Origin of the sequence: Polaribacter atrinae (assembly GCF_038023995.1) — a bacterium.
Lineage (GTDB): Bacteria > Bacteroidota > Bacteroidia > Flavobacteriales > Flavobacteriaceae > Polaribacter > Polaribacter atrinae.
Genome location: NZ_CP150660.1, coordinates 1,704,831 through 1,730,691, shown reverse-complemented (window position 1 = coordinate 1,730,691; position 25,861 = coordinate 1,704,831). Strand labels below are relative to the sequence as shown.

At 31.4% G+C, this 25,861-nt stretch carries 21 protein-coding genes and 1 tRNA gene; 15 read left to right on the top strand and 7 right to left on the bottom strand.

Annotation, left to right across the window (positions count from 1 at the left end; translation table 11 throughout):
- The first annotated feature begins 27 nt into the window (after window positions 1-27).
- From WG945_RS07610 to gldA, 3 genes are all read left to right on the top strand, one after another.
- Window positions 28-2,778: a TonB-dependent receptor gene (locus WG945_RS07610; protein WP_068448796.1), complete on the top strand. Its 2,751-nt coding sequence runs from the start codon at window positions 28-30 to the stop codon at window positions 2,776-2,778.
- Between the two features lie 75 nt (window positions 2,779-2,853).
- On the top strand, window positions 2,854-3,624 hold the full coding sequence (locus WG945_RS07605) for a hypothetical protein (protein ID WP_068448793.1): 771 nt from the start codon (window positions 2,854-2,856) through the stop codon (window positions 3,622-3,624).
- A 47-nt stretch (window positions 3,625-3,671) separates the two neighbouring features.
- On the top strand, window positions 3,672-4,565 hold the full coding sequence (gene gldA, locus WG945_RS07600) for a gliding motility-associated ABC transporter ATP-binding subunit GldA (RefSeq protein WP_068448791.1): 894 nt from the start codon (window positions 3,672-3,674) through the stop codon (window positions 4,563-4,565).
- Between the two features lie 185 nt (window positions 4,566-4,750).
- Here the strand turns inward: gldA and WG945_RS07595 are convergent, their stop codons facing one another.
- The 4 genes from WG945_RS07595 to dnaE all read right to left on the bottom strand — a co-directional run bounded on the left by WG945_RS07595 (window position 4,751) and on the right by dnaE (window position 11,629).
- Window positions 4,751-5,401 (bottom strand): HAD family hydrolase, encoded by a 651-nt coding sequence (locus WG945_RS07595; RefSeq protein ID WP_068448789.1) that lies wholly within the window; start codon window positions 5,399-5,401, stop codon window positions 4,751-4,753.
- A complete protein-coding gene (locus WG945_RS07590; protein WP_068448787.1) occupies window positions 5,401-6,714 on the bottom strand; it encodes a D-arabinono-1,4-lactone oxidase in 1,314 nt (437 codons plus the stop codon). The genes WG945_RS07595 and WG945_RS07590 overlap by 1 nt, the downstream gene beginning before the upstream one ends.
- A 93-nt stretch (window positions 6,715-6,807) precedes the next feature.
- Window positions 6,808-7,287 (bottom strand): hypothetical protein, encoded by a 480-nt coding sequence (locus WG945_RS07585; protein ID WP_068448786.1) that lies wholly within the window; start codon window positions 7,285-7,287, stop codon window positions 6,808-6,810.
- A gap of 1 nt (window position 7,288) precedes the next feature.
- The gene (gene dnaE, locus WG945_RS07580; protein ID WP_068448785.1) at window positions 7,289-11,629 is read right to left on the bottom strand and encodes a DNA polymerase III subunit alpha; all 4,341 of its coding nucleotides are present in this window, start codon (window positions 11,627-11,629) and stop codon (window positions 7,289-7,291) included.
- 326 nt (window positions 11,630-11,955) lie between these two features.
- Here dnaE and WG945_RS07575 point away from each other — a divergent pair, with 326 nt between their 5' ends.
- The 3 genes from WG945_RS07575 (at window position 11,956) to WG945_RS07565 (ending at window position 17,247) form a co-directional block, all read left to right on the top strand.
- Complete coding sequence (locus WG945_RS07575; RefSeq protein WP_068448784.1) at window positions 11,956-15,129, top strand: TonB-dependent receptor; 3,174 nt, start codon at window positions 11,956-11,958, stop codon at window positions 15,127-15,129.
- A gap of 69 nt (window positions 15,130-15,198) precedes the next feature.
- Window positions 15,199-16,200, top strand: a complete 1,002-nt coding sequence (locus WG945_RS07570) for an endonuclease/exonuclease/phosphatase family protein (RefSeq protein WP_231874581.1) — start codon at window positions 15,199-15,201, stop codon at window positions 16,198-16,200.
- A 12-nt stretch (window positions 16,201-16,212) separates the two neighbouring features.
- Entirely contained in the window at window positions 16,213-17,247 is a 1,035-nt protein-coding gene (locus WG945_RS07565) for an alkaline phosphatase D family protein (RefSeq protein ID WP_068448783.1), read from the top strand.
- 138 nt (window positions 17,248-17,385) lie between these two features.
- Here the strand turns inward: WG945_RS07565 and WG945_RS07560 are convergent, their stop codons facing one another.
- Together WG945_RS07560 and WG945_RS07555 are read right to left on the bottom strand one after the other, a co-directional pair.
- Window positions 17,386-18,009, bottom strand: coding sequence for a Crp/Fnr family transcriptional regulator (locus tag WG945_RS07560; protein ID WP_068448782.1), 624 nt, complete (start codon window positions 18,007-18,009; stop codon window positions 17,386-17,388).
- A 247-nt stretch (window positions 18,010-18,256) separates the two neighbouring features.
- Window positions 18,257-18,706 (bottom strand): ferritin-like domain-containing protein, encoded by a 450-nt coding sequence (locus tag WG945_RS07555; RefSeq protein ID WP_068448781.1) that lies wholly within the window; start codon window positions 18,704-18,706, stop codon window positions 18,257-18,259.
- Between the two features lie 391 nt (window positions 18,707-19,097).
- On the opposite strand from WG945_RS07555, the gene WG945_RS07550 reads away from it, so the two are divergent.
- From WG945_RS07550 to WG945_RS07535, 4 genes are all read left to right on the top strand, one after another.
- Window positions 19,098-19,634 (top strand): 30S ribosomal protein S16, encoded by a 537-nt coding sequence (locus tag WG945_RS07550; RefSeq protein ID WP_068448780.1) that lies wholly within the window; start codon window positions 19,098-19,100, stop codon window positions 19,632-19,634.
- A gap of 19 nt (window positions 19,635-19,653) precedes the next feature.
- On the top strand, window positions 19,654-20,178 hold the full coding sequence (rimM, locus tag WG945_RS07545; protein WP_068448779.1) for a ribosome maturation factor RimM: 525 nt from the start codon (window positions 19,654-19,656) through the stop codon (window positions 20,176-20,178).
- 52 nt (window positions 20,179-20,230) lie between these two features.
- Window positions 20,231-20,317 (top strand) — tRNA-Ser (locus WG945_RS07540).
- Between the two features lie 124 nt (window positions 20,318-20,441).
- Window positions 20,442-21,164: a tRNA1(Val) (adenine(37)-N6)-methyltransferase gene (locus WG945_RS07535; RefSeq protein WP_068448778.1), complete on the top strand. Its 723-nt coding sequence runs from the start codon at window positions 20,442-20,444 to the stop codon at window positions 21,162-21,164.
- Window positions 21,165-21,242: 78 nt separating this feature from the next.
- Here WG945_RS07535 and WG945_RS07530 read toward each other — a convergent pair whose 3' ends face one another.
- On the bottom strand, window positions 21,243-22,613 hold the full coding sequence (locus WG945_RS07530; RefSeq protein ID WP_068448777.1) for a saccharopine dehydrogenase family protein: 1,371 nt from the start codon (window positions 22,611-22,613) through the stop codon (window positions 21,243-21,245).
- Window positions 22,614-22,683: 70 nt separating this feature from the next.
- Here WG945_RS07530 and WG945_RS07525 point away from each other — a divergent pair, with 70 nt between their 5' ends.
- From WG945_RS07525 to WG945_RS07505, 5 genes are all read left to right on the top strand, one after another.
- Entirely contained in the window at window positions 22,684-23,070 is a 387-nt protein-coding gene (locus tag WG945_RS07525; RefSeq protein ID WP_068448776.1) for a DUF423 domain-containing protein, read from the top strand.
- 85 nt (window positions 23,071-23,155) lie between these two features.
- Entirely contained in the window at window positions 23,156-24,766 is a 1,611-nt protein-coding gene (gene pckA, locus WG945_RS07520) for a phosphoenolpyruvate carboxykinase (ATP) (protein WP_068448775.1), read from the top strand.
- A gap of 155 nt (window positions 24,767-24,921) precedes the next feature.
- Window positions 24,922-25,254 carry a YtxH domain-containing protein gene (locus WG945_RS07515; protein WP_068448774.1) on the top strand — a complete coding sequence of 111 codons (333 nt, stop codon included), beginning with the start codon at window positions 24,922-24,924 and terminating at the stop codon, window positions 25,252-25,254.
- Between the two features lie 3 nt (window positions 25,255-25,257).
- Complete coding sequence (locus WG945_RS07510) at window positions 25,258-25,605, top strand: hypothetical protein (protein WP_068448773.1); 348 nt, start codon at window positions 25,258-25,260, stop codon at window positions 25,603-25,605.
- A gap of 25 nt (window positions 25,606-25,630) precedes the next feature.
- The gene (locus tag WG945_RS07505) at window positions 25,631-25,831 is read left to right on the top strand and encodes a DUF6327 family protein (RefSeq protein WP_068448772.1); all 201 of its coding nucleotides are present in this window, start codon (window positions 25,631-25,633) and stop codon (window positions 25,829-25,831) included.
- Window positions 25,832-25,861 lie beyond the last annotated feature (30 nt).

The following is a 25,861-nucleotide window of genomic DNA, read 5'->3' as shown; positions in this document are numbered from 1 at the left end:
AAAATAATTAGAATTCAATTTTAACTAATGAAGAAAATAATATTCTTAGCCATTTTTATGGTTACAGTTGTTGCGCATGCCCAAGTAAAATTAACAGGTATTGTTAAAGATAGTATTGGTGAACCTCTAGAAATGGCAAATGTTTTAGCTATAGATAAGGTTACTAATAAAATAGCGTCTTACGGATTTACAGATGAAAAAGGTTTCTATAAATTAAATGTAGAAAAGAACATTACTGTATTATTAAAAATAAGTTATGTAGGTATGCAATCTGCAGATTTTACATTAGAAACCAAGTCAGCAGATATTGTTACAAATGTAATGTTAGCTTTTGACAATGCATTAGACGGTATAAATATTGTTTCTAAAATGCCGGTTACCGTAAAAGGAGATACAATTGTGTACAATGCAGATTCTTTTCAGAATGGTAGTGAAAGGAAATTAGAAGATGTACTAAAAAAATTGCCTGGTGTAGAAATAAATGATGATGGTGAAATTGAGGTAGAAGGCAAAACTGTAGAAAAAATAATGATCGATGGTAAAGATTTCTTTGATGGCGATACAAAATTAGCCACTAAAAACATACCATCTAATGCATTAGATAAAATAGAAGTTTTAAGAAATTATGCAGATGTTAGTCAACTTAGTGGTGTACAAAACAATCAAGATAGAGTTGCCATAAATATTAAGTTAAAAGAAGGGAAAAAGAATTTCTGGTTTGGAGATATAACTGCTGGAGCAGGAAATGCACCAGATGAAACGTTGTATTTATTACAACCAAAATTATTTTATTACTCACCAAAATATACTATTAATGTTATTGGGGATGTTAATAATATGGGAGAAGTTGTTTTAGATAGAGGAGATATTAGAAGTTTTAGTGGTGGTTTTAGGAGCCAAAGTCCATCTAACGGAACAAACTTAAGTTTGGCAAGTGCAGGTATTGGTTTTCTAACAGCAAATGCTAGAAATGCTAATAGAATAGAAACCAAATTAACGGCTATGAATTTTAGTTATTCTCCAACTACAAAACTAGATTTAAGCGGATTCTTAATATTTTCTAGTAATAGCAACGGGCAACAAAATAATGTAACTACAGATTATGTAGATTCTCTTACACCAAATGAGTATACCGAGAGTATAACAGACCAAACAAGTAATACTGGTTTGGTGAAACTAAGTGCTAATTATAAACAAAATGCTAGAAAGCAATTTAATTATGATGTAATTGGTCGTTTTTCTAATGAGTTTAGAACAGATGGAGTAGAATCTAATGTTTTAGGTATAATTACAGAAGATGAAAAATCTACACCTTATACCATTAACCAGAACTTTAGTTATTTTTATACAGCTAACGAAAAAAATATATTTGCATTAGAAGCGAAACATTTATTACAAGATGAAGACCCTTTTTATGTAGCTTCTTTAGAAAATAATCCTTCAAATAATGATTTAGATAATAATGATGGATTTGATGACACTGCAGAAGAGTTAGGTTTAGACAGAAGTAATCTCTTTTATAACTTAGAACAAGATAGACGTGTAAAATCGAATCAATTAGATGTAAAGTTAGATTACTATAATATTTTAAATGATAAGAGTAATTTAAACTTTGTAGTTGGTACCATACAAAGTAAGCAAACTTTTGATTCTAAGTTTTTTCAAATTTTAGGTGGTGGAAGCGAGTTTACTCCAACAGGAACTATTCCTGAAGATGACCCTAGATCGTTTACAAATGATACAGAATATGGTTTTTCTGATATTTATGCAGGATTAAGATATCGTTTAAAAGCTGGAATTTTTACTTTTACTCCTGGTTTTACAGTACACGCTTATGATGTTCAAAATACACAATACGAAACAGCAATTTTTGAAGATCAATTTCAAAAATTCTTTCCAGAATTGTCAATAATAGCACAGTTTAAACAAAGTGAGTCTTTGCAATTTTCTTACAAACAAGAAGTTAATTTTACAGATGTTAACCAACTAGCAAGAGGTATTGTTGCAAATAGCTATAATTCTTTTTATTATGGTAATCATGAGTTAGATAATGCCCATTTACATAATGTGAACTTAAATTATTCTAGCTTTAATTTATTTAATTACACAAATGTATTTGCTAGGCTTAATTACAAGAAAACAATAGATCAAATTAACTCAAATACAATTTTTGAACCAGGTTCTGTAGTTTCTACAAGTTCTTCCTTAAACTCTCCTTTTGATAATGAAAGTTTTACAGGTTCTGCAAGAGTTGGTAAAACGTTTAATAAAATTAAAACATCTTTGGGCGCTAATTATGGTTACAGTAAAACATTTCAGTCTTTAAATAATGAGTTTAATACTAATAAATTATTTTCTCAAAGTTACTCTGCAAGTGTAAGTACCAACTTTAACAAAGCACCAAATGTATCTTTAGGATATCGATTAAGTTTATCAGACCAAGATAACAGTTCTAGAGATGCAGTTGTAAAAGGAGTTACAAATGCACCTTCTATTAGTTTTGATGCCTATGTTTGGAACTCGTTAACCATTCGTTCAGATTTTTCTTATAATGAAGTAAAACAAGATGGAGTGGTTGCAAATACTTTTGAAAGCTTAGACGCTTCTTTTGCGTATAGAAAAAATAAAGATGCAAAATGGGAATATGAGATTGTAGGAAGCAATCTTTTAGCTTCTGGTTCTAGAGCATCTGTAAATACAAATAATATTGCTTTTACAATAAACGAAACTTTTATTTTACCAAGATTTATTAGCCTTAGAGTAAAATATCAACTATAAAATAAGTAACATTGTTTACTAAAAAAGAGCTCAATTTATTGAGCTCTTTTTCTTTTCTTTCTTTATTTTAGCCGAATGAGTGTAGTAACGAGCAAAACCTTTTTTCCTGCCTTTATAAAAACATTAGGCATCCTTTTTTTCTACATACTTATTGGTCTTTTTATAGATAGTGTTTATGTAACCGAAAATTATGGAGAGTCTCAATGGGTGGCAAATATTATTATGGTAATTGTTTTTACGGTAACCTGTTTTAAAGTTTCACCAAGAATTAGAGAGCAGTTGTTTTATGCTGTTTTATTAGGCTTTTTTGGAGAATATTTGTTTTCTGTAGCAATGGGTATGTATACCTATAGATTAGAAAACGTGCCTCATTACATCCCTATGGGGCATGCTTTGGTATATGCAGGAGTTTTGTTTTTTATGAAAACGACTTTTACTAAAAAAAATCATCAAAAATTAGAGAAAATATTAACAGTTATCATTATACTATATGCTACCTTATTTCTTATTTTTAGGAATGATGTTTTTGGTTTTGTAATGACTGTAGGAACACTTTTAATCTTGATAAAGAAACCTCGAGAAAGGCTGTTTTATTTAACCATGTATTTAGCTGTTGCTTTTTTAGAAATAGTGGGTACAACCTATCAATGTTGGTGGTGGCCAACTACGGCTTGGGGAATTTTTGATTTTTTACCAAGTCATAATCCTCCAACAGGAATTAGTTTTTTTTACTTTTTACTAGATTTAGGAACTTTATGGTTTTATAAAAAACGACATAAAATAGCTTGGTCTCGTATGAAAAATGTCAGAAAAATTAGACAAATTAAAGGTACTGTAACAAACTAAAAAATGATTCTTTTCGTTTTTAAATTAAATCAAATTACATTTGTAAGATGTCTATAAAAGTAACCTCAGTTTCTAAAATTTATAAAACGCAAAAAGCACTAAACAATGTTTCTTTTTCTGCGGATAAAGGCCAAATAATTGGTTTTTTAGGCCCTAATGGAGCTGGGAAATCTACAATGATGAAAATTTTAACTGGTTTTATTAAACAAAATGAAGGTGAAGTTTTTGTGGATGAAATAGATGTGTTACAAAATCCACTAGAAGTACAAAAAATAATTGGTTATTTACCAGAGCATAACCCATTGTATGCAGATATGTTTGTGCGCGAATATTTACAGTTTCATGCGGCAATTTTTAAGGTTGATAAAAGCCAAATAGAAGCCTGTATCGAAAAAGTAGGATTAACCTCTGAAGCTCATAAAAAAATCAATCAACTATCTAAAGGATATCAGCAAAGAGTTGGTTTAGCGGCTGCTATTTTACACAACCCAAAAGTATTGATCTTAGATGAACCAACTACAGGTTTAGATCCTAATCAACTGGTAGAAATTAGAGCGTTGATTAAAGAATTAGGAAAAGAAAAAACAGTGTTGTTTTCTACGCATATTATGCAAGAGGTAGAAGCAGTTTGCGATCGAGTGATTATCATTAAAAAAGGAAAACTTTTAATTGATAAAAAACTAACAGAACTTAAAGAAGGTAATCAACAAGTAATAGAAGTTACTTTTGATTATAAAATTGAAGAGCAGTTTGTAAAAAGATTAGAAAACGTAGTTTCTTATAAAAACAATTACGACAATACTTGGTTTATCACTTTTGAAAGTGAAGAAGATATGCGTTCTAAAATATTTGATTTTGCCCAAGAAAACGGTTTAAAAATTCTTAGCCTTAATACTCAGAATAAAAACTTAGAAACACTCTTTAGAGAAGTTACTGCTTAGTTTTTTTTAGGGAAATATCGATAAACTATAAAAATTGTCACTTCGAAGTCATGAGAAGTCACATAACAATAATCATACAAAACTTATTGTTTTTATGAGACTCCTCTTTCTAGTCGAAACGACAAACTGTACGTAGAACTTTCAAAAATTGTTACTCTTGTGAAGTATTGAAAGTTCTAAAAATATTAATTTATTAAATACTGATAAGCTTCCAATAAGGTAGGAAAAGCTAAAACACTTCCTGCTTCTTTTAGCTCTTCTGCGGTATATTGTGTTGTAATTCCAATAGCAACCATTCCTGCTGCTTTTGCTGCTTTTGTACCTGTTAAGCTATCTTCAAAAACCCAAATATCTTTAAAATCACTTTCTTTAAAACCCAATGTTTCGGCAAGTAAGATATATGCTTCTGGTGCAGGCTTTGGTTTTACATAATCTTGTACCCCAAAAACCGTAGGGAAGTTTAAGTTTAAATGATGGATGCTGTTTTTTAAAAACAGTTTAGTAGCGTTACTTGCAATTCCGTAAGGTATTTTTTCTTCGGATAAAAGACTTGTAAACTCTCTAACTCCAGGTAATAAAGTGGGAACTTTAAAATGCGTTTTTATGTGTTCATCCTTTAAAAGGAATAACTCTTTCGTGCGTTTTTCTTCGCCAATAACACTACAAAAGTATTCTGCAATAATCATAGGAGATTTGCCTGCATGAGTTTTAGGAAACGAAGTAATATCTTTATCAAATAATTCTTTAAAAGCAGAAGTCCATGCAGAATAATGGCTTTCAAAACTATCTACAATTACGCCATCAAAATCAAATAAAAATCCTTTAGGTAATAACATTAATTGGTTGTTTTTTCGTTGAATATTTCTGTTAAATAGGGGTTTAAGAACTTGTTGGTTGGGTCAAGTTTTTTCCTTAACAATTTAAAATCGTCCCACTTTTCATAAACTTTAGAAAGTTCTGCATCTTTAGCGATAAAGCGTTTTGCCCAATGCGGTTTCCCTCCGTGTTTTATAAATATTTTTTCAATACTTTTAAAAGCTTCATAGGTGTCTGCAGTTGCAGCATTTCTAGAAACACACCCCATTGTAACGGTATCTTTTTTGTAAGCGTAGCTTAACCAAGATTGGTCTTTATATACAAAACGAATATCCATAGGAATGTGAATAAACGATTTGTTACTCCATTTATTAATTTCTGTTTTTAGTTCTTCAAATACTGTTGGAAATATATCTAAACCAATAGTCCATTCTGCTAATTCTAAAGTAGAACCTCTAGATTTTGTAACAGTAGCTTGGTATAAAGAGCCTTTGTGTTCTTTTGTAGAACTAAAAAAACCTCTGTATAAAAGTTTGTTGGCAATGGCTGTTATCCAAGGAAAAACGTGTGTGTATTTATATAATATTTTAGAAGCAGTTCTTCTATGTTTTAAGTATTTAGGACCTAAATCTTCTTTTATCTCTGTATTTGGGGCAATTTTATCTCCGGTTATTACATACCCTTTATCAGTATGAGGAAGCCATAAAATTCTTAAAAAATCATGCTTTTTTAAACGTTTTTCAATTTTTGGTAACCAAACTTTGTCGTCTTCAGGACCTTCCTTTATGTGTAAAGTATAAATCGGTTCACATTTAAAAGTAATTTCAGAGAGTACTCCTAAAACCCCTAGAGAAACTCGTACTGCGTCTATTAATTCATCTTTGTCCGAAACCTCTTTTAGAGATCCATCAGCTAAAATAAGTTTACAACTTTTAATATATTCAGATAATAATTTTCCGCTAGTTCCGTGTGTTCCTGTTGCTAAAGCACCACCAATTGTAATGGTGTTAATGTCTGGCAAGCAAGGGATACACCAGCCTTTTTCTTCTATAGCTTCTAACAAATCTCCTAAGATTACACCAGATTGCACCGTAATTGTAAGGTCAGCATCATTAAAAGAAAGAATCTTGTTATAAGTTCTAATATCAATTAAGGTTGCAGCTCCAGAAGCAATATCTGCAGAAGATTGTTTATTACCAAAAACACGTATTTTTTCTGATTTTTTTACAATTTCTTGTAATTCTTGTTCTGAGGTAATTTTATAAAGAGATTCGTATTTGTAGGTTAGGTTCTCGTTCCAACTTGTCCAGATACCATTTTTATTTTGTTTCATGTATTTTTTAAAAGATTAAACAAAATTAAGCATTAATATGTTTTTATCATGCCTATTTTTGTTTTATTCTATAATTAAGAATGAATTTAGGGTTTAAGTAATGAAAAACAGACCATGACTTCCTGCAACTGCTCCTAGAATTGTAATTAAACTAATAATTAATAATACCCAATGTGCTTTGTGAACAATGTTAAATGTTTTCTCAGGATTTTCATTTGCATATTTTTTGAAAAGTTTGTGTAAAACCAAAGGTTCTAAAACATATAAAACTAACATAAAAATAATCCAAACAATTGTCATTGCATGAATCCACCAGAAACGATAATCTAAATAACGTTCCCAAGCATTTAATTCATACATCATATAAAAGCCAGAAATTGCAGTAATTAAAGTTGTAATTTTTGCTTGTATTGCAAATCTACCTTCAATGTTTTCAAAGGTACTTAGCTTGTCTTTTTTAGACTTCATTTTTTTTACAGCAGGAATAATTACAGTGGTAACCATTGCTACACCTCCAATCCACAAAACAACAGCGAGTACATGAATAATTCTTGCAATGGTTATAGAATTCATTTTAGTTTAATTTATAGGTAATTTGTTGTTTGTCTAGATTGGCTAATAACTCATTGGTTATGTGAACCTTTGTATTTCTACTTGGTAAACTAATTTCTAGTTTTTCTTTCTCATCCCAAATAGTGAAATTTAAATTTTGTTTACCAGGTGTTTTCTTTAAAATGGATTCTAAGTTTAAAATAGAATCTTCTTTAATTTCATTTAAAGGAAGTTGAATGGTTACCTTTTTACAGAGTTCATCCATAATATCATGTAACAATTTCATTTCTAAAAACTTTAATCTTGGTTCTCCAACAACGCCTGTTTCTTTATTTGTCCAACCAGGTTGCACGGTAGTACGAATAAATAAGAACTGATTAGGAACTAAAAAATGTTGCATTCTTAGATAATCTTCCCCAAAAATTCTAAATTCATTACTGTCTCCATAATCTTCAACCGTAAACATAGCCCAACCTTTACCCGCTTTAGAAACTCGGTGTTGTACGTCTGTAACAATACCAGCAAAAGCTAAATTCATGTTTACAAATTTTGCTAAATCTGCTTTAAAGTATTTTAAAGAAGCGTTGCAAAATTTTATTTCGTTTTTAAAATCATCTAAAGGATGTGCAGAAATATAAATACCAATTACTTCTTTTTCTTGTTGTAATAGCTCCATCGTTCCCCAAGTTTCACACTGCGGAATATCTGGTTCTGGAAACTGAACGGTAGAAGCTTCTCCAAACATAGAAACCTGAGCAGAGTTTTCGTTTTCTTGATATTTACTTCCAAACTTCATGGCACGCTCTAAAAAGGTCATTCCTTTTTCATCTGTGGCAAAATATTGCGCTCTATGTGTGTCTGTAAAAGAATCAAAGGCACCTGCTTTAATTAAACTATCAAAAGATTTTTTATTAGCAGATCTTAAATCTACACGTTTGGCAAGGTCAAAAATAGAATTGTAAGGTCCGTTTTCTTCTCTTTCCTTAATGATGGCTCTAACGGCTCCTGCACCAACACCTTTTACAGCTGCCATTCCAAAACGAACTGCACCTTCTTGGTTAACAGAGAATTTTAAATAGGATTCATTTAAATCTGGACCAAAAACTTGCAATTCCATTCGTTTACATTCTTCCATAAAGAACGAAACAGCTTTAATATCTTTCATGTTATTAGAAAGTACAGAAGCCATATATTCTGCAGGGTAATGTGCTTTTAAATACGCTGTTTGATAGGCGATCCATGCATAACATGTAGAGTGAGATTTGTTAAAAGCGTAACTTGCAAAGGCTTCCCAATCTTTCCAAATTTTTTCTAATTTTTCTGGATCGTGACCTTTTGCAGCTGCTTGTTCTACAAATTTTGGTTTCATTTTATCTAGCACCGCAATTTGCTTTTTACCCATCGCTTTACGTAAAACATCGGCTTCGCCTTTGGTAAAGTCTGCTAACTTTTGCGAGAGTAGCATTACTTGCTCTTGATAGACTGTAATTCCGTAGGTTTCTGCCAAGTATTCTTCCATGGCAGGTAAATCATACTCAATATCTTCTGTACCGTGCTTTCTATTAATAAAAGACGGAATGTATTCCATAGGACCAGGTCTGTACAAGGCATTCATGGCAATTAAATCGGCAAAAACTGTCGGTTTTAAAGAACGCATGTGTTTTTGCATTCCTGGAGATTCATATTGAAAAATACCTACCGTTTCTCCTTTCTGGAAAAGCTCGTATGTTTTTACATCATCTAAAGGAAATGTTTCTGGATCTAGTAGAATATTGTGTCTTGCTTTTACAATTTTAACGGTGTCTTTAATTAAAGTCAACGTTTTTAATCCCAAGAAATCCATTTTTAATAAACCTGCATCTTCTACAACAGAGTTATCAAATTGGGTCACATACATATCGGAATCTTTTGCCAAAGCCACCGGTACATAATTGGTAATATCACCAGGTGTAATAATTACACCACAGGCATGAATACCGGTATTTCTAACAGAACCTTCTAAAATAGTGGCTTTGTTTATCGTTTCGGAAACCAAATCGTTTCCGTAAGACATTTGTTTAAGTTCTTCTACTAATTGTTTTTCTTCTGCACGTAAACCATCAACTTTACCTTTACTTTTTGCATCTTCACCAAAGATGTTTTTTAACTTAATTCCAGGAATTAATTTTGCAATTCTATCGGCTTCAAATAGAGGTAAATCTAAAACTCTGGCAGTATCTCTAATAGAAGATTTTGCAGCCATGGTTCCGTATGTAATAATCTGTGCAACTTGGTTTGCTCCATATTTATCAATTACATAATCCATTACTCTACCACGCCCTTCATCATCAAAATCAATATCAATATCGGGCATCGATACACGTTCTGGATTTAAGAAACGCTCAAAAAGTAAATCGTATTTAATAGGGTCGATATTTGTAATCCAAAGACAATAAGCAACTACAGAACCTGCTGCAGAACCACGTCCAGGACCAACGGCAACATCCATTTTTCTGGCTGCCCTAATAAAATCTTCTACAATTAAGAAATACCCAGGATATCCTGTTTTTTCAATAACTTCTAGTTCAAAATCTAAACGTTCTTTTATTGATTCTGTAATTTCTCCGTATCGTTTTTTAGCCCCCTCAAAAGTTAAGTGTTTTAGAAAGTTATTCTCTCCACGTTTTCCGTTATCTTTTTCGTCTTCCGGGTCTTTAAATTCATCACCAATATTAAAGGCTGGTAATAAAACGTCTCTTGCAAGTGTAAATATTTCTACTTTGTCTACAATTTCTTGAATGTTACTAATGGCTTCTGGGATGTCTGCAAACAACTTTTTCATTTCGTCGGTAGACTTAAAATAATACTGGTCATTAGGCAATCCGTATCTATAACCACGACCTTTACCAATAGGTGTAGATTGTTTTTCGCCATCTTTTACACATAATAAAATATCATGTGCATTAGCATCTTTCTGTTCTAAGTAAAACGTATTGTTGGTGGCAACAATTTTAACATCGTGCTTTTTAGAAAACTTTAATAAAGTTTCATTTACAATCTTTTCATCTTGTTGATCATGACGCATCAACTCAATATATAAATCGTCTTTAAATTGTTCTTTCCACCAAATTAGGGCATCTTCAGCTTGTTTTTCTCCAAGATTTAAAATTTTACTAGGTACTTCTCCATATAAATTACCCGTTAAAACAATAATATCTTCTTTGTATTTTTCTACAAGTTCTTTATCAATTCTTGGTACGTAATAAAAACCGTCTACAAAGGCAGCAGAAGACATTTTTGCTAAATTGTGATACCCGTTTTTATTTTTTGCTAATAAAACAACTTGATATCCGTTGTCTTTTTGCGATTTGTTTTTATGATCTTCACAAATATTAAACTCACAACCAATAATTGGTTTCATTGGAGTTTCTGCGTTTTTATTATGATTTAAAACAGCGTTTACGAAGTGAAAAGCGCCCATCATATTTGCAGTATCTGTCATAGCAACCGCAGGCATATTGTCTTTTGCCGCAGCGTTTACAATATTACCCAATTGCATGGTAGATTGTAAAACAGAGTATTGTGTGTGATTGTGTAAGTGCGAAAATTGTACGTTTTCTAATTCTGCTAAACCATCTGATGTAGATTTGGTTTCTGAAGTACCTTTTAACTTCTCTAAACGTTGGCGAATTAAATCACTCTCTCTCTTTAGGTTGATGTGTTTTAAACCAATTACCTGAATAGGTTTTGGGTTTGCTTCCGAGAAATTTTTAAAATAATCATCATCAACATCTAATTGTTCTTTGGTAAATTCTCTTAAACGAATTAACTCTAAAAAACAACGTGTGGTAGCCTCAACATCGGCAGTTGCATTATGCGCTTCACCAAAACCAACACCAAATAAATGATTGTGTAATTCTGTTAAGGTTGGTAATTTAAATTTTCCTCCACGACCACCAGGAATCTGACACATGGTAGCCGTTTTCTCTGTACAAGTATCTAAAACAGGTAACGAAAGCATTTTGTTTTCTACACCTAATCTATGGAACTCACATCCCATAATATTAAGGTCGAAATTTAAATTCTGACCAACAATAAATTTTGTTTTATTTAAAACATCATTAAACTTTGTTAAACATTCTTCTAAGGTAATACCTTGTTCTGCTGCTAATTCTGTAGAAATTCCGTGAATTCTTTCTGCATCGTAAGGAATGTTAAAGTTGTCTGGTTTTATTAGAAAATCGTTGTGTTCTAATACATTACCCATTTCATCATGCAATTGCCATGCAATTTGTATACATCTAGGCCAGTTGTCTGTATCTGTAATAGGTGCATTCCAACTTTTTGGTAAACCGGTAGTTTCAGTATCAAAAATTAAGTACATAAAAGGGCTTTTTTTGTAATGAGATTGTTCGTTTTAAACGAACGGTAAAATTAAAGGTTTGTTATTTAAAAATAATGGAATACCAATATCTTTTATCAACATTTAAAAATCAATTTAAAGGAAAAGTAATAAGATTGCTAGTTGCTGTTTCCTTTGTTTGGTATGAGGTTTTTAAAAGTCTTATGCCTAATGATAATCATTTTGATTCAATTTTGAATATTAAGAAAGGTTTAAATTAAGATTAAATCTATATCAATGTTAATATTTAACATTAGTAACCGGGTCTTCAAGTTTAGTTTTGGCACATATTAAAACTAACTTAACTTATGAAATTATCAGTAGTAAAAATTCGTGTAACCATTTGTTTGATGATTGCTTTTGGTTTATTCTTTTTAAGTACTCATCAATCTTTTGGGCAAGCAACCAATGCTTCTATAAGGGGTATTATAACAGACAGTAGCGGAGAGCCTTTAATGGGGGCTACAATTATTGTTAAAAACATTTCAACAGGATTCTCTTCAGGAACTACAACAAATGAATCTGGAGGTTATAAAATTCAGCAATTACCTTTAGGAGGTCCTTATAATGTAACAGCTAAATATCTTGGTTTTCAAGATGTGGTTCGTAAAGGATTTACCTTAAATTTAAGTGATGTTATAACTATTGATTTTCTTTTACAAGAATCGGCAACTTCTTTAGGTGAAATTATTGTCTCCTCGAATAGTATTGTAAAACGGATTCAGCAAATGGGGGCTTCTACAAAAATTGCAGCAGGACAAATTAAAAATTTACCATCCGAAGGAAGAAATTTTACCAGACTTACAAGTTTATCTCCGTTACAAGGAGCGGGAAGTCTTAATTTAGGAGGACAAAGAAGAACGTCTACAAATGTTACTATAGATGGAGTTAACTTTAGAAATACACTTACAGCAGGTGAAGTTGGTAAAGGACCTTATACGATTTCTCAAGAAGCAATTAGAGAGTTTGAGGTTTCTACAAATGATTACGATGTAACACAAGGGCGCCAAGGAGGTGGTTCTATTACTTCTGTTACAAAATCTGGAACCAATGAGTTTGAAGGAAGTGCTTTTTTTTACCACAGAGCAGACAACCTTCAAAGTCAGTATACTATTCAAGGGCAAGAAAGAGATGCTGATTTTTATAACTCTCAATCTGGGTTAAGTATTGGAGGACCTTTAATTAAAGATAAATTACATTTTTTCTTAGTGTACGAAAGACAAGATGCAGGAGATCCTCAGTTTATTGCAAATATTCAAAATGATGATGATGCCAATCGTTTGGGGATTTCAGAAAGTAGTTTAAACCGTTTTTTACAAATTGGTAGAGATAAATATGGCTTAAGTAATTCAAAACAAATAGGGCAGTTTGATAGAGTTACTGAAGCAAATAACTTGTTTTTAAGATTAGATTGGCAAATTAACGATAAGCATAGGCTAACATTTAGAAACCTTTATAATAAATGGGATAACCCTTTTAGTGTTAGTGACAATTCTAATATAGAAGTAGCCGAATCTTATTCAGATTTTGTGTCTCATGAAAATAGTATGTTTCTTTCTTTACGTTCTAATTTTTCACCTAGCGTAACTAATGAGTTTAAAGTGCAATATCAACGTGCAGAACGTATTTTTAGCCCAAATTCAGAATTGCCATCACAAAATATTCCCAGAGCCATTGTACAAGTAGCCTCTGTATTGCCTAATGGTAATACTAGTAGTAAAAGCATACAATTAGGAGGGCAACGCTATACGCCAGAAACGAATTTAGAAAATCAAATACAGCTGTCTAATACAACTTATCTTAATGTTGGGAAATTTAACTTTACTTTAGGAACAGATAATTTGATTACTTCTTTAGAAACTCAGTTATCTAATGAGCAAAATGGTCGTTTTTTCTTTGATTCTTTAGATGATTTTGATAATTTAAACCCATCCAGATATGCTCGTGAAGTTCCTTTGCAAGGGTCTACTTTAGTAAAACAAACTGTTTTAGATTTGTCTTTCTTTGGTCAGGTAGAATTTGATATAAATCCTAATTTAAACTTTGCGGGTGGTATACGTTATGATGCAACTGCATTTGTAGATGCAGCAGAGTTTAATCCTTTGGTATATCAAGAATTAGGAATTCGTACAGATGAAAAACCAGAAGATTTTGATAACATTCAACCTAGATTTCAATTAACTTGGAATATCAAAGGAAATGATACTGATATTTTAAAAATTGGTGGTGGTGTATTTACATCGCAACCACATTATTATGCACAGGTAAATAACATTCAAAATAGTGGAACTTTATTAGGTGCTATTGATGTTACTGGAACCGATGTTCCTACTCCAGATTTTATTGGCTATAGAAATGATCCAAGTACTGTACCAGGTGTACCAGCGGGAGTTACTCCGTTTTCAACAATAAATGCTGTGAGTCCAGATTTTGAAGTACCTACCATCTATAAAGCAAATATAAATTACACGCACTTTTTTGGAGATAGGTATAGTTTAGGGGTTAATGCGGTTTATAGTCACACTAAAAACAACTACGTATATCAAGAAACCAATTTAGTTGCAGAACCTTATTTTGTAACGCCACAAGGTAGAGAGGTTTTTGTGCCGGCAAATACTATTGCAGAGAATGGTCGTGCAGATTGGACAAAATCTAGAGTTTCTGATTTAGTAGGTAGAACATTGGTTTTAAATTCTGATGGAGTTTTAGATAACTTAGCGTTAGTGGTAGAAGGCTCTGCTAAAATAGGAGAAGATGGTTATGTAAACGCAAGTTTTACGGTAAATCAATCAAAAGACAACTCATCATACAATTGTTGTGTTGCAAATACGTCTACATTTCTTCCTGTTTCAGGAGATCCAAGAGATTTAAATTATGGGTATTCAGACAACCATTTTGATACTAAAATTGTAGTAAATGGAGCAAGCCCTACTTGGAAAGGGTTTACCTTAGGAGCAACAATTGTAGGTACTGGTGGTACAAGATATTCTCTAAAATCTGGAGGAGGAAGAAGTGCAAATGGAGATTTTAACTTGAGTAATGAAATTGCATATATTTTTGATCCAAGTGATGCAAATACGCCACAATACATTAAAGATAGTTATAACGAGGTTTTAAATGATCCAGAAACATCAGAAGGATTTAAAGAGTATTTAAAAGAAAGCTTTGGTAGTTTTGCAGAAAGAAATGGAGGGAAAAATCCTTTTAGTGCAACCGTAGACCTTCGTCTTCAGAAAAAGTTTAATTTACCAAATGATAAACATTCTTTAGAGCTTTCTGCAGATGTTTTTAATTTTATGAATTTATTAAATAAAGAATGGGGGCGTAGTCATAATTTTGGAAATAGAGATTTTATGAATATCAATGGTTTTGATCAAGCAACAAGTAGTTATCAGTATAATGTGCAAACGGGTGCAGGAACAGAGCCTATTAATGGTACACCTTGGAGGTTACAAGTTGGGGTAAGATATTCCTTTAATTAAAATAATAGTTTGTTTTGTTTTTATGGGATTTGGTATTTCTCTATCGAACCCCTTTTATATTTATAATTTATGAAAAATAGTATTTATAGTATCGTATTTTTAATTTTAACAGGATGCGTTGGGTCTAAAAATTTAATAGAAAAGGACTCTTTTTTTTCTAAAGAAAATTACATAGCCAAGCATCATGGAGAAGTAAAACCTTCTGGATATCAATATCCTAAAAAAGATAGTTTTAAAGTGCTTTCTTGGAATGTAGAGCATTTTGTAGATTCGTTTGATGATCCGTATATAGATTCAAAAAGAGAAAATAAACCAGATTCTTTAATGGCAAATAAGGTTGCTTATTTAGTTGCCTCATTAAAGGAAATAGATGCAGATGTTGTTGTTTTACAAGAATTTGAAAGTGCAAAATTTTTAAGAAGTATTGCTAATAATCGTTTGCAAAATATGGGGTATACATACTTTGCAGATGTACCTAGTCATGGTTGGTATATGAATGTGGTTGTAATGAGTAAATTTCCATTAGGCATTATTTATGGTTATGGAAATGTAACGACGCCAGTTCTTGAATATACAAATGATGAAGGAGCACCAGAAACACAAAACACGTTAAATACTAGAATGTGGTCTGTTGAGGTGTATCCTAATCCGGATTATAATTTTTTACTTACCGGCGTCCATTTAAAAGCGGGTAGAGGAGAAAGAAACATTGCTATGAGAAAGGGGCAGATTAATTTTTTAAAACAACAATTTAAACGATTTTTAAAAGAAGACAAAAACAAAAATATTTTAGTGGTTGGAGACTTTAATAGTGTACAAGGTAGTGAAGAAATTAATCTATTTCTAAATGAAAAAAGTAAGAGAGAAAGGTTTATAGACCCATTGCCAGAAACGGTAATGACACATACTTCTGATGATCCTAAACGTAGGTTAGATTATATGTTGATGAATACCAATATGTACAAAGAATATAAAGAGAATTCTGCGGAAGTACCTCAACTTTTTACACCACAAAAAATGAGAGAAATTAGCGATCATTTACCAGTAACCACAACTTTTATCATTAAATAAAAAATAGAATACATGAAAAAAAATATTATAGTACTTGTTGTTTTTACAGTTTTGTCTTGTAAAACAACTTATAAATCAAGCGAAAATAAAGATTATTTAAAGCAGTCAACAAAAGGAAAAACAGCAGACTTTGTACTTGCTTTTGGTTCTTGTAATAAACCTGATCAAACAAATCTGTTATGGGATGATATTGCTGGGTTAAATCCAGATGTATGGTTGTGGGGAGGAGATATTATTTATGCAGACACGGAGAATATGGATAAAATGGAAGCAGATTATAATCTTCAAAAAAAGCAAAAAGGATATGCAAACCTTTTAAAAGAAACGAAGGTTTTGGGAACTTGGGATGATCATGATTTTGGAGCCAATGATGCAGGTATAGAATATCCTAAAAAAGAAAAAAGTCAGGAACTATTGTTGAATTTTTTGGGAGTTGATAAAAATTCTCCTAGAAGAAAAAGAGAAGGGGTATATCATTCTGAAGTTATAGAAACAGCTAAAGGATCTGTAAAAATTATTTTGTTAGATACTCGTTATTTTAGAACAAGTATAAACAAAAAGAGTATAAATGGTGTTCAAGATAATCGTACTATTTTAGGTGAACAACAATGGGCTTGGTTAGAAAGTGAGTTGGTTAATTCATCTGCAAAATTTAATATCATTTTAAGTAGTGTACAGGTAATTGCAGAAAAACATCCTTATGAAAAGTGGGCAAACTTTCCGTTAGAACGTAAAAAACTACTTGATGTAATTGTATCTTCAAAAGCTAATAATGTTATTTTATTGTCTGGAGATCGTCATATATCGGAGTTTTCTAAAGAAAAAGTAAATGGCTTAAGCTACCCTTTAATTGATTTTACATCTAGTGGAATGACACACGCAAGTGAGAACTTTACTAAAGAATATAATCCGGCAAGAGTAGGTAGCGTTGTTTCTACAAAAAGTTTTGGGGTGTTAAAAATTAATTTTGATAAAAAAGAGGTTGTGATGGAAATGCGTGGAGATGACATGTTACAACAAAAAATTGTACAAATTTATCCTTTATAATAATTTATAAAGGTCTCACAAGTAATATGCTCTTTGCTTAGAACTCTTATAACTGTTTTTTTTATGTAGAACACGAAATATATTGTGTTACTTAAACTTAATTTTAAGGCTAAAGAAAGGGGTTTATGTTCTAGGATTTTAAAAGACTAATTGTTTTTCTAGTATAGAAGCAACAGTTTGACGGGTGACCCCAATAAGGTCACCCATATCTTTTTTAGATAATACATTAAAAAGAAGATAAGGAGTTCCTTTTGTATCTATAATTTCTACATTCAGTTGTTTTTGAAGAGCGGTTATTCTTTCTTCAATTTGCTTTTCTTTAATATTTTTTAACTTTAATTCTGCAGAGCACCATCTTTTTACAAGGTAAGAAATAAACCAATTTGTAATGATTGGGTTTGTTACTATAATTGTTTTAAAAAAATCTAAATTGTATAATCTAATTTTACTATCTACTAATGCTTTTGCATATTCTTGAAACTGTCCATTTAAATATTTTAAGTTGCCAAAGAATTCCGTAGAAGGTAAAATTTCGTAAACATAACTATCTCCATTCTCAGAATATCCACCTAGTTTTACCGCTCCAGTTAATACTTCATAAATGTAATTGTCTTTATTTGGTGGTAAATAAATATATCCATTCTTTTTTACATCTATTTCTAGAATATGTTCTTTGTCGTACTGTATACCTAAACTCTTTAGCTGTGAGAAAAGATCGAATTCTTCAAAATCTTTATTAACAGGTCGAATTGTATTCTTCATAATGAAAGGGGTTAATAAGTAAAAGTAGCTGATTGAAATAGGTTTGATGTTAAGCAATCATTATTTAACAATTTAATTGAGCTCATTTTTTTAATTATGATGTTTTACTGTTTGTTAAGTTTAAAGATGTTTTTTATTGTTTCTAGACTTTAATAAGATCAACAAAAAAAGTCAACCCTGTTAAGGATTGACTTTTTTAAGTGTTTTGTGAAATATAATTAGATGTAAGTCTACTTATATTTTATGATTAGGCTAACTCTTCTTTTACCATTAACAAATTAATGGCAGATTGAATTTTCTGATGTTGCATTTCTATCATTTTTCTAGTTGATGGAGCAAATTCATCATCTTTTTCTAGAATTTCGGCATATTCGTCTAAACTTGTTTTTTCACCTCTAAGCGCTTCTTCTAAAATTGCCTCTTCATCATTTGCGCTAAATAAAGATTTTAGTGTCATCCAATTTCTGTGCACTGTTCCTTTAAAAGTACCATCATCCTCTGGTATTTGTCCGTGAGATAAAATTTCTGTTCTAAGTTCTTTTGCAAATTGACTTCTTTCTGATGCTCTATTTTTAAAGAAGATTTTTAATTTTGGACTCTCTACATTTTCTGCAGCGTTTAAATACCCTTTTTCGGCATCATAATTTTTTTCTAATAATTCGTTTAATTTGTTCGAAATTTTTTCTGTGTACTTCATGTTGTCATTTTCATTTTAAAATTCCAATAGCTTGTTTTAAGATGTGTATTGTTTCACATCTGGTACAAAATTATAAAAGAAGAGGCTTTGTTATTAGTTCATAAGATTTTGATTTTAACTCATTTGATTTAAAAGCTTCTTTCTTCGGTTTTTATCGTTTTGGTTAATTACTAACGTTATCTGCGTTAGAGATAGAGCGGTTTGTTTAAGCTCTCTCGCATTTTTTTGCGGGAAGCGAGTAGCGAAAGCTTGACCCTTGTGGTAACGCCCTAAAAAATATTGATATTTAGCGTTTTAGTTTAAAAAAGGTTTTGTACTTTTGCGCCCACTTACTACGAGATAGTAAGATTTTTAATAATCAAGGTCGAGAACCTTAAAAAATTAACAAATTATGTCTGTAAAGATTAGATTACAAAGACACGGAAAAAAAGGGAAACCATTCTATTGGGTAGTTGCCGCTGATGCTCGTGCAAAAAGAGATGGTAAATACTTAGAAAAAATAGGTACTTACAATCCAAACGTTAACCCTGCAGTTATTGATTTAGATGTAGATTTAGCTGTAACTTGGTTACAAAATGGTGCACAACCTACTGATACTGCAAAAAACATTTTATCTTATAAAGGTGCAATGTTAAAAAACCATTTACTTGGTGGTGTTAGAAAAGGTGCTTTAACACAAGAGCAAGCAGATGCAAAATTTGCAGCTTGGGTAGAAGCTAAAGAAGCTAAAATTTCTGACAAACAAGCTGGATTATCTAAAGCAGAATCTGATGCTAAAGCAGCAGCATTTGCAGCAGAAAAAGCAGTTAATGAAGCAAGAATTGAAGCAGCTAAACCAGTTGTTGAAGAAGTAGCAGAAGAAGTTGTTGCTGAAGCTGAAGAGGCTCCAGAAACTATTGATGATGCAGCAGCAAAAGCAGCAGAATAAATTATAAATTAATACGAAGATGCGTAAAGAAGATTGTTTTTATTTAGGCAAAATCGTTACAAAATATAGTTTTAAGGGTGAAGTTGTTATCAAATTAGATACCGACGAGCCTGAGTTGTATACAGAAATGGAATCAGTTTATGTCGAATTCGGCACAAACTTGGTTCCATTTTTTATTGATAAAAGTTCACTACACAAAGGAAATCAGTTACGAGTTCAGTTTGAAGATGTTTATTCTGATGAAGAAGCAGATTCTATTTTAAAATGTGGTGTTTATTTACCAAATACAATGTTGCCAGAATTAACGGGTGACAAATTCTACTATCATGAAGTAATCGGTTTTACTGTTGTTGATGCTAATTTTGGAGAAGTTGGGCAGATTGTTCATATAAATGATAAAGCAGCACAACCCCTTTTTGAAATTGACAGAGAAGGAACGGAAATTTTTATTCCGATGGTAGATGATTTTATTAAAAAAGTAGATAGAGAAAACAAAACAATACAAGTTGATACGCCAGAAGGGTTGATTGAGTTGTATTTGTAAGATATTGAAATTGCTATATCACGATAAAAACGAGATTGGCAATAACAAAGAAAGAGAGGTGGCCGAGTGGTCGAAGGCGCTACCTTGGAAAGGTAGTGTACTGGTAACGGTACCGAGGGTTCGAATCCCTTCCTCTCTACTGAAAAAAAATAAAGTTTTAAAAGTTCTGTGTTTAATTGCATAGAACTTTTTTTAATTAACAACATCTCGAAACAAATTTGATAAAAAATCAAATTGACTCGATGTGATAGAGCGAAAATATAATGTCGAAACCATTTAAATTTAAAGAGTTTACCATCCATCAAGATAAAACAGCCATGAAAGTTGGTACAGATGGTGTTTTATTAGGTGCTTGGTGTTCTGTTGCTGATTATCCAGATACCATTTTAGATATTGGTGCTGGTACAGGTGTAATTGCCTTAATGATTGCACAGCGATCGGATGCTATGACAATAGATGCTGTTGAGGTTGATGAAAATGCGTATGAACAAACAGTTGCCAATTTTGAAGAATCTGATTGGGGAGATCGTTTGTATTGTTACCATGCTACTTTTAGTGAGTTTGCAGATGAAATTGCCGAGGAGGAGGAAAGCTATGATTTAATAGTTTCTAACCCGCCATTTTATACAGATGAGTTTGAGTCTGATGATAAGGCTAGAAATAAGGCACGTTTTACGTCTTCACTCTCTTTTGATGAATTGATTGTTCGAGTTTCTAAAATATTATCAAAAACCGGAAAATTTGCTGTGGTGATTCCTTTTAAGGAAGAAGTAAGTTTTATCGCACTAGCGAAAGAAAATAATTTGTTTTTAAATAGAATTTGTAGAGTTCAAGGAAACGAAACATCAGAAATAAAAAGATGTTTAATGGAGTTTTCTTTTGAAGTAACTGAACTACAAGAAGAGAGTTTAATAATAGAAATTGAACGTCATCAATATACGGAAGCGTATATTAACTTGACTAAGGATTTTTATTTAAAAATGTAATGTTTTATTGATTGAGAGAAACGAAGCAGCTCTAAATAAATAGACTACTTCGTTATTCTCTCTCATAATGATAATTTTTTATCCAAATACATGATTAGGATTGTACCCTAAATAAGGCACCTGTTTCTCTGTAAATTTTATGCCGTAATTTTCTAACTCTTTTAAAATAGGCTCATATATTTCTTTGGTAATTGGTAATTGAACTCCGGGAGTTTTAATTTCACCCTTTAATATTTTTAAAGCAGCAATACCAACTGGTAAACCTACTGTTTTAGCCATGGCTGTATAGGTTTGATTTTCTCCGATTACGGTTAAACTACTTTCTATTTGATGTTTTTTTCCATCAATTTCATAACCAAAAAGATGTTGCATTACAATCATGTCTTTGTCGTCTTCTTGTAAAGTCCAAGAATCTTGTAATATTTTTTGAAGCATTTGAGCAGGAGTTGCATTTTTTAATCCAATTTGTTTCTTCGGGTTAAAAATATCTAACTCTATTAGCTTTTCCCACATTACATCATCTTGATCTATTTTTAAGTAAGAACGTAATTTTAATTCCACAGAATCTGACGGAGAATAGGCTAAAAATAAATTTACAAAATCTCGATAACTCATGTTTTCAGAATCTTCAATTGTATAAGAATCGTCTGTCATACCTAATTGAACAAAAATGTTCCAAGCTCTAGAAAAACCTACTTTTCTAATAGTTCCTCGGTACATTGTTGGTATATTATCTAAGCCATAGACGCTTCTGTATTTTAGAGAATCTCTATTTGCATATGCTTCAAATTTTCCGCTATCGCTGATGTTTAAAAACTCAGTTCTTCTAAATAATTTATGATACGGAATGTATTTATATGTGCCTTCTTGTATAAACATTGCAGCGCCTCCTTGTCCTGCTAAAACAACGTTTCTAGGGTTCCATGTAAATTTATAGTTCCATAAGTTATTGTCACTTTCAGGGGCCACTAATCCTCCGCAAAAAGATTCAAATAATAATATTTTGGCACCTTTGTTTCTAATTTTATCAAGTATTTGCATAGCGCTCATGTGGTCTATTCCTGGGTCTAGCCCAACCTCATTCATAAACACTAAGTTTTTGTCTTTTGCCGCAGTATCTAAAGCTTTTATTTCTTCGGATATGTAAGAAGCTGTAACCATGTGCTTGCTAAAAAGAATACAATCTTTAGCAACTTCGATATGAAACCTTGCAGGCAACATAGAGATTACAAGGTCTGTTTTCTTGATAAGTTCTTGACGTTGTTTAGTGTTAAAGATGTCTAAAACAACACTTTTGGCATTTTTATGTTTATTGATAATTTTATCTGCATTTTCGGTAGAAATGTCACCAATAAGTATACGTAAGTTTTCTTTATCGGATTTTTCTAATAAATACTTTATAAGAAAAGAACTCGATTTTCCTGCACCAATAATTAGAATATTTTTCATGAATATGTCTTATTTTTGTAGTCTTACGAAGATAGTTATTTTGTTTAAAATTTAACAAAAACCATTAAAAATGTTTAAAAATTTAATTATTACTTGTGTTTTAGGAATGTTAGCTATTATTTTAGGAGCTTTTGGGGCACACGCATTAAAAGAAATTTTAACAGCTGCAGAATTGTCTAGTTTTGAAACTGGCGTACGTTATCAAATGTACCACGTAATTGTTCTGCTATTTGTTAATATTTATGATGGTTTTTCTATTTCACAAAAAAATAAGATTAGTTCTCTTTTTTTCTTAGGAACTGTACTTTTTTCAGGTTCTATATACGCAATTCATTTAACAGCTATAACCGCAAAATCTATTTGGTTTGTAACACCTTTAGGCGGATTAACGTTGATTATTGGATGGATTTTAATGATTATCATATTCTTAAAAAAATCATTAAATAACAGTAAATAGTCAATTTTAAAGTAAATATAGATGGTGTTTCAAAATAATGTGTAATTTTGTCTTCAATTAATCTATAAAAATTAAATATATTGATATGGTAGATACAAGTACGAAATCGATTTCGTTAAATAGTCTAGGAATCAAGAATGCAACAGTTCGTTATCAGTTAACCTCAGAAGAACTACATAACTTAACTGTTGCAAAAGGGCAGGGTGTTGTTTCTTCTTTGGGAGCAATTGCTGTAAATACAGGTGAGTTTACAGGACGTTCTCCAAAAGATCGTTTTATAGTAAAAGATGACGTAACCAAAGATGAGGTCTGGTGGAGTGATATAAATATTCCTTTTGAATCTGATAAGTTTGACGCTTTATATGATAAAGTGGTTCATTATTTATCTGAAAAAGAAATTTTTGTAAGAGACAGTTATGCTTGTGCAGATGAAAATTATAAATTAAATATTAGAGTTGTAAACGAGTTTCCTTGGAGTAATATGTTTGCGTATAATATGTTTTTACGTCCTACAGAAAAGGAATTAGCAACTTTTTCTCCAGAATGGACGGTAATAAATGCTCCTGGTTTTATGGCAGATCCCGAGGTAGATGGAACTCGTCAGCATAATTTTGCTATTTTAAACTTTAGTAAAAAAATTGCATTAATAGGAGGTACTGGATATACAGGTGAAATTAAAAAAGGAATCTTTTCTGCTTTAAACTTTATATTACCTGTATCTAAAAATACATTACCAATGCATTGTTCTGCAAATGTTGGTAAAGATGGTGATACAGCTATTTTCTTTGGATTGTCTGGTACCGGTAAAACTACTTTATCTACAGATCCAGAAAGAAGTTTAATTGGTGATGATGAGCATGGTTGGACAGCAGAAAATACCGTATTTAATTTTGAAGGTGGCTGTTATGCTAAGGTAATCAATTTATCAAAAGACCAAGAACCAGAAATTTTTGCTGCTATTAAAAAAGGAGCAATCCTAGAAAATGTAGTTATGGACGCTAATGGGTCTATCGATTTTGCCGATACTTCTATTACTCAAAATACTCGTGTTAGTTATCCTATTCATCATATAGATAATATACAAACACCATCCATAGGTAAAAATCCGAAGAATATTTTCTTTTTAACGGCAGATGCTTTTGGTGTTTTACCTCCAATTTCTAAATTAACACCTAACCAAGCTGCTTATCACTTTATCTCAGGTTACACAGCTAAAGTTGCAGGTACAGAAGCAGGAGTAACAGAACCAACCCCAAGTTTTTCTGCTTGTTTTGGTGCACCTTTTATGCCTTTACATCCTACAAGATATGCAGAAATGCTAAGTAAGAAAATGAAGGATGCTGGTGTAAATGTTTGGTTGATTAATACTGGATGGTCTGGTGGACAATACGGAGTTGGTAGAAGAATGCCTTTAAAGTATACACGAGCTATGATTAATGCTGTTTTAAATGGTGATTTAGGGAGTTATAGATATGAAGATTATCACATACATTCTGTTTTTGGAGTTGCACAACCAAGAAGTTGTCCTGGAGTGCCAACAGAATTATTAAGTCCGAGATCTACTTGGAACGATGATGAAGCATATTATAAGACCGCTTTTAAATTGTCTAATGCTTTTAGAAATAATTTTACGCAATTTGAAGAGGCTGCAAGTGAAGATATACGAAGAGGTGGACCTCAACGACACGCATTTTAGTAGTTTTTGTTTTTTAGTGAAAACACTCCAATTTGGAGTGTTTTTTTGTTTGAGTTAATATTAGTTTTTTTTGAGTTAAGCTTAGCTATATTAATAGAGTAACTTTGTGTAAGTGAAACACACATATTAAGTTTAACATTAAAATAAATAAAAACATGAGCAATAGTAGCAATACAGTAGTAGGATTATTAGCAGGAACAGTTATAGGAGCAACTTTAGGTATTTTATTTGCCCCAGATAAAGGAGTGAAAACAAGAAAAAGAATTTCTGAAGAAGCTTTACATGCTAGAGATAAAATAGTAGAAACTGCAAGTGATTTAACAGAGCAAGTAGCATCAACAGTATCGTCTAAAAAAGAAACATTAGATGAACAATTAGAAGATGTAGTTTCTAATGTTAGTCATAAAGCAGAAGATGTAATTTCAACTTTAGAAAAAAAATTGAAAGAATTGAAAGAGCAAAATAAGAAATTACAAAAATCTGCCTAATTGATGAGCATATTGGATAATTTAAAAAGTTCTGCAGATAAAGGAACAGATGCGAGTAAGCAGTTTATTTCTAAAACTTTTGAACATACAAAGTTAAAAGCTTTTCAAGTAACTGCTTTGTCTCTTAGCATGATTGTTAAACTTTTTATTATTGGAAGTTTAGCAGTATTAGGGTTTGTCTTTTTAGCCTTTTTTACAGCAATTGCTCTAGGAGAATATCTTAACAATGTTGCTTTAGGGTATTTAATTGTGGGGTTATTTTTCTTAATCTTATCTTTATTATTCTATCTTTTTAGAAAGTATTTTGATAAAAAAGTAATTACTATGGTATCTAAAATATTTTTTGATTAGTCCATAAAACTTAAAATAGCACGTTATGAAAACATATAAAAGTTTTGAAGAAATAGAAATAGATTTAAGGCAGTTATCTCTTGAAAAACAAATAGCTTTAGAAGAACTCAAAATGGTAAAAAGTGACTTTGAAGAAAGTTTAAAGCCTATGAGTCTATTAAGCAATGTTGTGACTGCTTTTGGTAAGTTTGGAACCTTAATGTTTATAAAGAAAATATTTAAATAGGTATTGCTGTTAAAAGAGGTTAACTTTTTT